Below are 11,377 nucleotides of genomic sequence, written 5' to 3' on the forward strand. Positions count from 1 at the left end.
AGCCTTGCAAGATAAAAAGTTGCTAGAAGAATACAAGGCGGAAAATGATAACTTAAAAGCCCTCAAAATGCCCTCACAGGAAACAGAATTCAAACACTTAGACAATCAATATAAAGATGAAGTGAACGCTCTTAAAGAGAAGTTGGAAAATTTGCAGGAACAAATCAAAGATCAAAAAAGGATAGAAGAACAAGAAAAACCAATAAAATGGTGGGGACTATGGCGAAAATAGATGATTCAGTTAAAAAGAAAGTTCCAGAATTGCGATTTAAAGAATTCACGGATGAATGGGAACAGCGTAAGTTGGGAGACGAAGTTCGAATAGTGATGGGACAGTCTCCTAATTCAGAAAATTATACTGATGATCCTAATGGGCGCTAAAAATGCGAAGACCTATGAAGACCTATTTTGTATTAGTCAAACAAAAAATCCAAAAGAAATGGTATATGATTATGACCATGAAACAAAGTAAAATCAAACCGAGTGATCTGAGGAAGCACCCGATGATCATGAAACGTTATTAAACACAAAAGTCACCCATGTGAGTTCTTGCCAGAAACTGAAGTTAATCCTTCAACCTGGAAAACCCGCAAAGGTGACTTTTTCTATACATCTCGATTTTTCTGGCAATAATCATTAACCGATAAATATGTCTGTGAATCACCCAGCGACTCCGCTATGTCCATAATCCGCGGTGGTAGTAATCCCACTCGCTGGACAAGTTCGTGATTGCTGAACAATTCCCGTGGACTGCCGGCGAAGCCAAACTTCCCGTGTTCCATAACATACACCGACTCAAACTCGGCGGCGACCCAATCCATGTCATGGGTGATGGTCACAACTTGGTGGCCCGAATCAGCCAACTGATGGAAAATTGCGGTCAACTTGCGCCGGCTTTCCCAATCAAGCGACATCATCGGCTCATCAAATAAATAAATCGCCGGATCCACTGCCAAAACTGTGGCAACGCTCAACAGCTTGCGTTCCGACAATGACAGGTCATATGGACTTTCAGCTGTTTTATCATCCAAGCCAACTCTTTTTAGAGCCGCTAAAGCCCGCCTCGTAATCGTGTCGTGGTCATCCATGACCTGCGCGACATTCCACTCCACCTCTCGTTGAACGGTCGGGTTGAAAAGCTGATCGTCAGGATTCTGAAAAGTAATCCCAACCTTCAGTAACTTTTCGACTGGTTTAAGATCATTAAAATTTTCTCCATCGATCTTAATCACACCGGTTTGTGGTGTCAGCAAGCCCGTCAACAATTTGAAGAGCGTTGATTTGCCGGCACCATTTTGGCCGACAATCGCCACCATCGGATCGGCGAAGTGTTTGTCTTCAACATCCAAGCTAAAGGACCGTTCCGGATAAGTGAACGTCAGGTGGCTCAGTTCAATTGTGGGCATAACGAACCTCCTTCAGATCAGCGTAATTCACCGGATACCGGCCATCAGCCAAGTGCCAGTCCATTTTTTGAGCAAGTTGCTGGATTGTCGGGGCTGGAATCTGCCAGTCAGCTACCAAATGATTAAACACCTCACCCGGCCTGCCCTGGGCTACCATTTGACCCTCGTGCAGCACCCACACAACGTCGGCGACTTCGCACAAATCGTCAATTTCACTGGTGACAATGAAGACAGTCGTCTCTTTGACTTGGGCCAGCCATTGGAAAAATTGCCGGCGGCCAAGGGGATCCATCTCACTGGTCGGATCATCCATAATCAAAACAGCCGGATTAGCCACAATCGCCGTGGCAATTGCCAACCGCTGGATCTGACCACCGGAAAGGCTCTCGGGACGCAAATTCAGCTGTTCAATCATCCCCATTTGCGTGGCAACTTCTTCAACCCGTTTTTGAATCAGTCCTTCAGCCATTCCCTGATTAATCAAGTCAAAGGCGATTTCATCGGCAACCGTGTCTGCCAACCCGCTTAGTTGGCCAGCTGGATTTTGCAGTACAACTCCATTCATGGCATTATAAACGGGCCAATTGTCGGACACTCGCTGGCCAAACATGTGCCAATCGCCCTCAATCTCAGCAGACACAATTTTGGGAATGACCCCTGCCAGCACACGGCACAAAGTCGATTTGCCAGAGTGGCTATTCCCGATAATCCCAACCACCTGGCCGGTATGAACCTCCGCGTTAATCTGACGCAGTTGTGGTTGCTCAGTACCCGGATAACGGGTAGTCAAATTTTCAATTACAATCCGTTTATCTTCGTCCATATCTTCCACCCAATCAATAAAATTGCCAATCCAGTCAGACCAATGTGCAGCGTCCGCGACAGGCGATACACGCGCTGGGAGGTTCTGACCGTCCGGTTGAGATTATCAAAACCTCTCAGTTGGAGAGAAATCGACCGCGTCATCGATTGATCCAAGGTCTTAATCACCAATGGAATTAGAACCGGCAGGACTGACTTTAATTTCTGAATCAACGTTTTTTGCGGATTAGTTCCGCGAACTTTTTGTGCCTGCTGGATTTTCCGCATATTGCGCATCATTTCCGGCAAAATATAACACACCGACATCAGAACGTAGACGGTTTTATAAGACAATCCGGACAGTTCCAAATAGGCCGCGTTTTCTGAAATACTCGTGGTCACCATAAAAAAGCCACTGGTCAAAATAATCACCAATACTCGACAACCCAGAGTGGTGGCGTAAATCAGGCCTTCTTTGTAGAACGACACCCCAAGCACAGAAAACAGCACAGTTTGATTCCGACTGTAAAATAACCCTTGGATGATCAGCATGGTGCAAATCAGAAACAGGCTGAATCCCAGCGCCTTAAAGGTGGTAGAACTCAATTTGGAAAATAACAATAGCAGTGTTGCGACAAGAATTAATCCGGCCTGAAGCAATAAATTCATACTGGCAAAGCTCAACAACGTCATGTCCAAGATGAACAAGAGCTTAGTAATCGGATCGATCACCTGGTACCACTTGAGCTTGACCCGTGGCGCTCCAAAAATCAATGTTTTATCAGTCATCATTTATCATCGCTAAAGAAGTGCACCATCCGCTTCGGCAGCTGACGATAGATGAAGAATGCCAGGTAGGCCACGCAGACTTTATCCAAAATATCCAAGACAAACTCATCGGTAAATGAGGCCAGCCACACTGGTGCATGATTGGCGACCATTACCGCAAACAATGAGTCACCCCAAGCGATACCGGTCTGACCACCCCAAAAGATGACGTTGAGTGGCGTTGAAATGACAGCTGAAACGATGGCAATAATAATAGCAGAAACAAATACTCGTCGCGCTGACGAGAACCACCCATTGGCGTGCAAAACTCCGACAGCAATCCCAATTCCGATGCTGGTAATCGCATACACGGTTGAAATTGGCGATAAGGTCAGCCCATAGATCACGTTGTTGATGAAACCACTAATGGCACCGGCAACCGGCCCAGCCAACATGCTGGAAAGAAAGGTTCCCAAAGACCCCAGCCAAACGGGCAACTTTAACCCCTCCGCCAAGGCTTTGGCAACATAGTTAATCCCCACGGCAGCGGGAATCAAAGTCATGGTGGCAGCACTTAACTTAAATTTCCACATACTGGTACGATGAATCGGTTCTGTTTTCATAATCTTCTCCTTTTGTTTTTAAAGAGCCGTGTCTGGATAGACTTTCGGACGCAACGCTCTATTATATATCTACTGAACTGTCTATACACAAGATTTCCATCCTTAGTCGACATGAGCTGGAAATCTTTATTTGTTAAGTAGTTCACAACACATTATACACCTATTTTGTGAATAGTCAAGTGTATTTACAGTAAAATTTTAGAAAATCCTAAAAATTTCCTCTTATTATTTTCCATTTAAAAATGAAAATCATTAATTCTGACACCAAAAAAGCCCAGACAACATTGTCTGAGCAGTTTTCTATATGGTCGTTTAACAAAGTTGAGTTTGACATTTTCAAACTATTTCTTCAACAAACCTTGTTCTTGTAGAAACTCCTTGGCTACTTGCTCTGCTGACTTGCCTTCAACACCGACTTGGTAGTTGAGCTGGCTCATCTGGCTTTCAGTAATTTTACCAGCCAATTTATTGAGAACTGTTTCCAACTCTGGATGTTTCTTGAGAAGAGCTTCTTTCATCAGTGGAGCCCCTTGATAAGGTGGGAAGAGTTGCTTGTCATCTTCCAAGACCTGCAAATCATAACGCGCCAACTCTGCATCGGTTGAATAGGCATCCGTAATTTGGATATCGCCTGACTGAATTGCCTGATAGCGAAGAGCTGGCTCCATAGTCGCTACATTGAGATTGAGACCGTACATTGATTGCAAGCCCTTATTTCCATCTTCACGGTCATTAAACTCAAGTGTAAAGCCTGCCTTTAACTGTCCTTCCACTTTTTTCAAGTCTGAAATGGTCTTCAAGCCATATTCCTGAGCAATCTTTTTCGGAACAGCTACAGCATAGGTATTTTGATAAGACATGGGTTTGAGATAGGCTAGATGATCCTGTTTGGCAATGCCATCACGCGCTACATCATAAACCTGCTCTGGCTCATGACTCACTTTCGGTGATGGTTGAAGTAGACTTTCAGTCACAGTACCAGTAAATTCAGGATAGATGTCAATATCGCCTTTTTTCAAAGCTTCGTAGAGGAAGCTTGTTTTCCCAAAATTCGGTTTAACAGTCGCAGTCATACTGGTATTTTCTTCAATCAGCAACTTATACATATTGGCCAAGATTTCTGGTTCTGGACCCAACTTCCCAGCAATAACCAAGTTTTCTTTCTCTTTTTGAGCCAAGAGAGCTGGACTATAAGACAGACCGAGCAATATGGTCACCAAGGCAAAACCAGAAAAAATCGTCCGCAATTTTGCCTTTTCCATCACTTTTAGCAGGAAGTTAAAGGCAATGGCAAGCACTGCAGAAGAAAGGGCCCCAATCAAAATCAAACTGGCATTATTACGGTCAATTCCCAAAAGGATAAAGGACCCCAGTCCTCCCGCCCCAATCAAGGCCGCCAAAGTTGCCGTACCGATAATTAAGACCGCTGCCGTCCGAATCCCAGACATCATAACAGGCATAGCAAGTGGAATTTCAAACTTCTTGAGACGCTCCCACCTAGTCATCCCAAAGGCAATCCCAGCCTCTTGCAAACTCGGGTCAATTCCCTTCAGCCCAGTGATGGTATTTTGCAAAATCGGAAAAATCGCATAAATCACTAATGCTGTCAAAGCAGGCAAGGTTCCAATTCCCATCAAGGGAATAAAGAGCCCTAACAAGGCCAAAGACGGGATAGTCTGGAAAATCCCTGCAATCTGCAAAACCCAATCCGCCAACTTCTCATGATAGCGAAGATAAACAGCCAAAGGAATCGCGATAAAAATAGCTAGTAACAGGGTCAAAAGTGACAACTGCAAATGTTGAGATAGAGCCGTCAACCAATCACTAAAACGATCCTGAAAAGTTGCAATTAAATTAGTCATGAACACTACCTCCAAACAAGTCTGCTACAAATTCTGTGGCAGGAGCTTTTAAAATAGTCTCAGGATTCGCCACCTGGCGAATTTCTCCATCCTGCAAAACAGCAATACGGTCCGCCAATTTCAAGGCTTCATCCGTATCATGGGTCACAAAAATAGTTGTCATTCCAAACTCTTTATGTAATTCTTTCGTCAAAACCTGCAACTGCTTTCTCGAAATCGCATCCAATGCTGAAAAAGGTTCATCCATGAGGAGAATTTTAGGCTGACCAATCATGGCACGAACAATACCGACCCTTTGCTGTTCTCCACCAGATAATTCACTAGGAAGTCTATGCCCATACTCAGCTACTGGCAAGCCAACCTTAGCCAAAAGCTCTTCTGTTTTCTTCGCAATTTCTTCCTTAGTCCACCCCTTCATCTCAGGAATCAGAGCAATATTTTCCGCAACCGTTAGATTAGGAAACAGAGCAATAGCCTGTAAAACATAACCCGTAGAAAGACGAAGTTCACGCTCGTCATAGTCTTTGATACGCTTGCCATCCATATAAATATTTCCATCAGTCGGTTCCAAGAGACGGTTAATTATCTTAATCATGGTCGTCTTACCTGAGCCAGATGGCCCAACTAAAACCATAAATTCCCCATTCTCAATCCGTAAATTAACATCTCTCAAGACATATTTTTCTGTGTAACGTAAAGCTACATTTTTGTATTCAATCATTCTGTATCCTCAATTTAAAACTTCCCTCGATTGGTCAAGTCTTCTACCTTAGGTATGACTTCCTTATTATCCCAATGCTCCACAATTTTCCCGTTTTCTAGTCGAAAGATATCGTACCGGGCATAGGCAAGGCCATCAATCTGAGTCTGACCATAGCTAACTACATAGTTTCCTTGTCCTAAGAGTTGGAAAACAAAGTCGAAAGTGACCTTTACTTATAAACAGCTAATTTGCTCCATTTTAAATCTCATTTTCCTCCTCTTTCAGATTAGCCAAAATTCTTTCTTGAAAGGCTTCAAACTGACGAATTTCTTCTTCTGAAAATCCTTTGTAAAAGATCGTATCCAATTTCTGACTGACACGATGCCCCACTTCTTTCTGAGACTGCCCCAACTCTGTTAAAACCAAATACTTCTTACGCTTATCTTCTTCACATGGATTAACGGTTACAAGATTTTGTTCCTCAAGCTTTTTTATCATAGTCGTCAGAGTATTATTAACAAGTCCAGTCGCCAAAGCAATATCTGTCGCAGTTGCGCAGCCAGTTTCACTATTCCATAAAACCGCTAAAATCTTCCCCTGTTCACTCCGATAAAGAGCTTCAGGATCCCGACTAAGTAACTTTTGAAAAATCCGCCCGTTTAACAAACGAATATGATGGGCTAGCAAATGACAATATTTCATGACACCTCCAATTTATTTCGATATCGAAATGAATAACACAATTCTAACACTTATCATTTCAACTGTCAACTATTTCGATTTAGAAATAATTTTTCCAAGTAAAAAATCTCCTACCCAAGGTAGAAGAATTTTAATCTTATAAAACTTAATCCGTCATGTCCGATACCAACGTTCGATGCTCCAATGGAATACTGCACATAACTAATAAGAAAATGAAACCTGACTGGATCCAGAAGAGGGCTAAGTCAAAGATTCCGTGCACAGCAACCACTGTAAGGAAAGATAGATAAAGACCGATAATCGGACGTTTCCCCGACTCCTGACTCATATCCATCATCAAGCGAACAGGAGCAACAGAAGACAAAACTAATAAAATAGTTCCCACAATTCCGTAACTCAGAATCGTATCAATATAAAGACTGTGAGCATGTTCATGATAAGGAGCATGTATTCTAGGATAAGAGTGCATATAGGTCAATGGCCCTTCACCCCAGAAAGGATTTTGCTTAAACAAGGCCATCCCCGCATCCCAGATAGAAATTCGTTCTTCCATAGAAGAGTCTAAAGTCCCCATCCGAACTCCCAAATCACTGGAAAATAGGAAGCTCAGGCCAATCGCAAAGACCCCAATACTAAGCCAAAAGGCCTTCCAGTTTTTAATGGTCGTAAAGAGATAAATAATGGCTCCAGCGATAATAGCAGGAAAGGCAGTTCGATTTTGAGTAAAGTTCAAACCAAAGAGATTCACAAAGCCTGCAATCACACAGAATACTTTCAACCAATTTAACTTGGTCGTTGTAAACAGATAGAAGGCAATCATGATACAGAAACAACAAATAATTCCATAATAATTAGGATTAAAGAAGGTCACTTCTGCCCGATTCTGATGCCACACCTGCATATTGGGGGAAAGAAAAGCATAGTTAAATTTCTTCACAATTTGGAAATGTTCTAAACTCGCAAAAGCAGCTGACAAGACGCTACCAAACAAGACGAGCTGCAAAATCAATCGAAAGAATTTATGTGATAAAATCGACTGATAGTGCAAAAAGAAAACAGTAAATAGAAACATTCCTACTGAAGCAACAACTCCCATCCAATTTTGTGCAAAAACGGATATAACAGTACTATAGCCAAGAAAAAGAAGCAGCATCGGATGCTCCTCCATTTTCTGAAGAATACTTCTCATGTCTCCTGTAAAAATCAAACTGATAATATATAAACAGAATACAACTACAAAAAGATAAAAGGGTAAAAAGATACTCAGGATAACTCCCAATAAAATCAGCTCTTTACTAGACAACCCTTTCAGCTTTTCAATAAAGCCTATTGATTTCAAAATGAATCCTTTCTCTCCAAATCAGCTGATTCAGATAATAGTAAGCTACCCTTTATTGTACCACTTTTTTAGCAATTTGAAAACAAAGGAAACGTTTCCTAGATAAAAAAGGGAGCAAAAATACTGAGATTTCAAAACTCAATCTTATTGATTGCATTTTCTCTAAGAAAATCATGCCGTAAATAGTAGGCATATGTTAAAATAGTAGTAATAAAATATAGATTAGGCGCAACTATCCAAACTAGATTCAAATCATATACTATTCTTAAAGAAAGGCAACACTATGAAATCCTACCAAGCTGTCTACCAAATCCTATCTAAAGAAACCGACTATATCAGTGGAGAAAAAATTGCAGAAGAACTATCCCTAAGCCGAACATCAATTTGGAAAGCCATCAAGCGACTAGAACAAGAAGGCATTGAAATTGATAGCATCAAAAACAAAGGATATAAACTGATGAATGGTGACCTTATTCTCCCAGAGATTCTAGAAGAAAATCTTCCAATTAAAGTCAGTTTTAAACCCGAAACAAAATCAACACAACTGGATGCAAAAGAAGCAATTGATTTAGGAAATGAAGCAAACACCCTCTATATAGCTTCCTATCAAACAGCAGGGCGAGGCCGTTTTCAACGTTCCTTCTACTCACCACAAGGTGGTATTTATATGACACTCCATCTTAAACCAAATCTCGCCTATGACAAGTTACCATCCTACACACTACTTGTAGCTGGAGCTGTCTACAAAGCCATTAAGAACCTAACTTTAATAGATGTCGACATAAAATGGGTCAATGATATCTACCTAAACAATCATAAAATTGGAGGAATCCTTACTGAGGCAATGACGTCTGTAGAAACAGGCCTAGTCACAGATATCATTATTGGAGTAGGAATCAACTTTACTATTAAAGACTTCCCCCAGGAATTAAAAGAAAAAGCTGCTAGTCTATTTAAAGCACCAGCACCTATAACCAGAAATGAATTAATTATAGAGATATGGCGTGTTTTCTTCGAAACACCAGCAGAAGAGCTATTATACCTATATAAAAAACAGTCATTCGTCCTAGGAAAAGAAGTTACTTTTACACTAGATCAAAAAGACTACAAGGGACTTGCTAAGGACATCTCTGAAAGTGGTAAACTTTTAGTTCAATGTGATAACGGAAAAGAAATTTGGCTAAATAGCGGAGAAATTTCACTAAAAACTTGGAAGTAATAGCGAAGTTATACAATAAAAAATAAACTATATAAAAAGTCTCTATAACATTTGTAGTGGGTAAATCTCCTATGAATATTATGGAGCCTATTTTATTGTAGAAAAAAGTCCCATAAGATCTATAATGAAAAGCAACCAAACCATTATTAGAAAAAATAATATAGAACAATTACATTTTATCACAAAACTACTCGATATCAAAGACTCAAATATCCAAATTATAGATATCATCAATAAGGATACACACAAGGAAATCATCGCTAAACTGGATTATGAGGCTCCACCTTGTCCTGATTGCAGAAGCCAAATGAAGAAATATGACTTTCAAAAACCGTCTAAGATTCCTTACCTTGAAACAACTGGTATGCCTACTAGAATTCTCCTTAAAAAACGCCGTTTTAAGTGCTATCAGTGCTTGAAAATAGCGGTCTCCGAGACCGCCCTCGACAAGAAGAATCACCAAATCACTCGTATCGTCAATCAAAAGATTGCTCAAAATCTGATTGAAAAGACTTCTATGACCGATATTGCCCATCAGCTGTCCATTTCAACTTCAACTGTCATTCGCAAACTCAATGACTTCCGTTTTAAGCATGATTTTTCTAGCCTTCCTGAGATTATGTCTTGGGATGAGTACACTTTTACTAAGGGAAAGATGAGCTTCATTGCGCAAGATTTTGAAAAGCTCACTATCATCGCTGTTCTTGAAGGTAGAACACAAACTGTCATCCGAAATCATTTTCTTCGATAGAGCCGTTCGTTGTCAGGTGAAAATCATTACTATGGATATGTTTAGTCCCTACTATGACTTGGCTAAACAGATTCACTTTCGAATTTCTAGGTTCAGGCTGAAACAGTCTCCCAGACTATTTCACTCCCGAATATTAAAATAGTCCTAGATCACTTTCACCCTTCGTTATTATATTTCTAAACTTAGTCTAAAACAGTCCACTGGACTGTTTTACTCCAACACTTAAGCCGTGCTATGATTCGTGTACGTGTCCAAATTATGAATCAATTTGAACGAAAATCCCATGAATATAAGGCTATTAAGCGTTACTGGAAGCTCATCCAACAGGATAGTCGTAAATTGAGTGATAAACGTTTTTATCGCCCTACTTTTCGTATGCACTTAACCAATAAAGAGATTCTTGACAAGCTTTTGAGCTATTCAGAAGACTTGAAACACCACTACCATCTCTCTCAACTCTTGCTTTTTCACTTCCAAAGTAAGGAGCAGGAGAAATTTTTCGGACTCATTGAGGACAATCTAAAACAGGTTTATCCTCTTTTTCAGACTATCTTTAAAACTTTATCTCAAGGATAAAGAGAAGATTGTCAACGCTCTTCAATTACCCTATTCTAACGCCAAATTGGAAGCAACGAATAATCTTATCAAACGCAATGCCTTTGGTTTTCGGAACTTTGAAAAGTTCAAAAAACGGATTTTTATCGCTCTAAACATCAAAAAAGAAAGGACGAAATTTGTCCTTTCTCAATCTTAGCTTTTCTTCAACCCACTACAGTTGACAAAGAAGCAAGAAAAAAGAGAGTTATAAACTCTCATTTAAACGGAGAATAAGGGATTCGAACCCTTGCGCCAGTTACCCGACCTAACGATTTAGCAAACCGTCCTCTTCAGCCTCTTGAGTAATTCTCCTATTAATGGGCACGAGTGGACTCGAACCACCGACCTCACGCTTATCAGGCGTGCGCTCTAACCACCTGAGCTACGCGCCCAAGTTAAAAACTTGGTAATTTGAACAAAGTTCAAAGCGGGTGACGAGAATCGAACTCGCGACAACAGCTTGGAAGGCTGTAGTTTTACCACTAAACTACACCCGCATAAATACTATAAATAAAAATGGCGCGAGACGGAATCGAACCGCCGACACATGGAGCTTCAATCCATTGCTCTACCAACTGAGCTACCGAGCCTTATTGCGGGAGCAGG

Annotated in this window: 11 protein-coding genes, 4 tRNA genes and 2 pseudogenes; 4 read left to right on the top strand and 13 right to left on the bottom strand. The window is 41.0% G+C overall.

All coding sequences use genetic code 11. The features are described from left to right. Positions 1 to 4 precede the first annotated feature (4 nt). Positions 5 to 232, top strand: coding sequence for a hypothetical protein (locus EII37_RS00760; RefSeq protein ID WP_001152920.1), 228 nt, complete (start codon positions 5 to 7; stop codon positions 230 to 232). Further along, positions 220 to 381, top strand: coding sequence for a hypothetical protein (locus tag EII37_RS11060; protein WP_009730517.1), 162 nt, complete (start codon positions 220 to 222; stop codon positions 379 to 381). Before EII37_RS00760 ends, EII37_RS11060 begins: the two co-directional genes overlap by 13 nt. Before the next feature lie 224 nt (positions 382 to 605). On the opposite strand, the gene EII37_RS00765 is transcribed toward EII37_RS11060, so the two are convergent. The 9 genes and pseudogenes from EII37_RS00765 to EII37_RS00805 all read right to left on the bottom strand — a co-directional run bounded on the left by EII37_RS00765 (position 606) and on the right by EII37_RS00805 (position 8,204). After that, positions 606 to 1,406: an energy-coupling factor ABC transporter ATP-binding protein gene (locus EII37_RS00765; protein WP_124787257.1), complete on the bottom strand. Its 801-nt coding sequence runs from the start codon at positions 1,404 to 1,406 to the stop codon at positions 606 to 608. After that, positions 1,393 to 2,229: an ABC transporter ATP-binding protein gene (locus tag EII37_RS00770; protein WP_124787258.1), complete on the bottom strand. Its 837-nt coding sequence runs from the start codon at positions 2,227 to 2,229 to the stop codon at positions 1,393 to 1,395. The genes EII37_RS00765 and EII37_RS00770 overlap by 14 nt, the downstream gene beginning before the upstream one ends. Continuing rightward, a complete protein-coding gene (locus EII37_RS00775) occupies positions 2,205 to 2,996 on the bottom strand; it encodes an energy-coupling factor transporter transmembrane component T (protein WP_185695928.1) in 792 nt (263 codons plus the stop codon). The genes EII37_RS00770 and EII37_RS00775 overlap by 25 nt, the downstream gene beginning before the upstream one ends. Then, positions 2,996 to 3,598, bottom strand: coding sequence for an ECF transporter S component (locus tag EII37_RS00780; RefSeq protein WP_124787260.1), 603 nt, complete (start codon positions 3,596 to 3,598; stop codon positions 2,996 to 2,998). Before EII37_RS00780 ends, EII37_RS00775 begins: the two co-directional genes overlap by 1 nt. Positions 3,599 to 3,939: 341 nt before the next feature. Next, positions 3,940 to 5,460, bottom strand: coding sequence for an ABC transporter permease/substrate-binding protein (locus EII37_RS00785; RefSeq protein ID WP_124787261.1), 1,521 nt, complete (start codon positions 5,458 to 5,460; stop codon positions 3,940 to 3,942). Beyond that, positions 5,453 to 6,181: an ABC transporter ATP-binding protein gene (locus EII37_RS00790; RefSeq protein WP_033683146.1), complete on the bottom strand. Its 729-nt coding sequence runs from the start codon at positions 6,179 to 6,181 to the stop codon at positions 5,453 to 5,455. The genes EII37_RS00785 and EII37_RS00790 overlap by 8 nt, the downstream gene beginning before the upstream one ends. A 14-nt stretch (positions 6,182 to 6,195) precedes the next feature. Next, a pseudogene (locus EII37_RS11290) lies at positions 6,196 to 6,390 on the bottom strand (polyketide cyclase); the annotation flags it as partial. A 31-nt stretch (positions 6,391 to 6,421) separates the two neighbouring features. Next, the gene (locus EII37_RS00800; RefSeq protein ID WP_124787262.1) at positions 6,422 to 6,865 is read right to left on the bottom strand and encodes a MarR family winged helix-turn-helix transcriptional regulator; all 444 of its coding nucleotides are present in this window, start codon (positions 6,863 to 6,865) and stop codon (positions 6,422 to 6,424) included. A 145-nt stretch (positions 6,866 to 7,010) separates the two neighbouring features. Then, positions 7,011 to 8,204, bottom strand: coding sequence for an O-antigen ligase (locus tag EII37_RS00805; RefSeq protein ID WP_033683144.1), 1,194 nt, complete (start codon positions 8,202 to 8,204; stop codon positions 7,011 to 7,013). 283 nt (positions 8,205 to 8,487) lie between these two features. On the opposite strand from EII37_RS00805, the gene birA reads away from it, so the two are divergent. Together birA and EII37_RS00825 are read left to right on the top strand one after the other, a co-directional pair. Continuing rightward, positions 8,488 to 9,423 (top strand): bifunctional biotin--[acetyl-CoA-carboxylase] ligase/biotin operon repressor BirA, encoded by a 936-nt coding sequence (gene birA / locus EII37_RS00815; RefSeq protein ID WP_124787263.1) that lies wholly within the window; start codon positions 8,488 to 8,490, stop codon positions 9,421 to 9,423. A 160-nt stretch (positions 9,424 to 9,583) separates the two neighbouring features. Continuing rightward, positions 9,584 to 10,928: pseudogene (locus EII37_RS00825) on the top strand (transposase). A gap of 67 nt (positions 10,929 to 10,995) precedes the next feature. Here EII37_RS00825 and EII37_RS00830 read toward each other — a convergent pair. The 4 genes from EII37_RS00830 to EII37_RS00845 all read right to left on the bottom strand — a co-directional run bounded on the left by EII37_RS00830 (position 10,996) and on the right by EII37_RS00845 (position 11,361). Then, positions 10,996 to 11,083: transfer RNA gene (locus EII37_RS00830), tRNA-Ser, on the bottom strand. A gap of 6 nt (positions 11,084 to 11,089) precedes the next feature. Further along, positions 11,090 to 11,163: transfer RNA gene (locus EII37_RS00835), tRNA-Ile, on the bottom strand. A 34-nt stretch (positions 11,164 to 11,197) separates the two neighbouring features. Beyond that, positions 11,198 to 11,268, bottom strand: a tRNA-Gly gene (locus EII37_RS00840). A 20-nt stretch (positions 11,269 to 11,288) separates the two neighbouring features. Then, a tRNA-Phe gene (locus tag EII37_RS00845) sits at positions 11,289 to 11,361 on the bottom strand. Positions 11,362 to 11,377 lie beyond the last annotated feature (16 nt).

The organism is Streptococcus sp. OH4692_COT-348, from assembly GCF_003859975.1.
Classification (GTDB): Bacteria; Bacillota; Bacilli; order Lactobacillales; family Streptococcaceae; genus Streptococcus.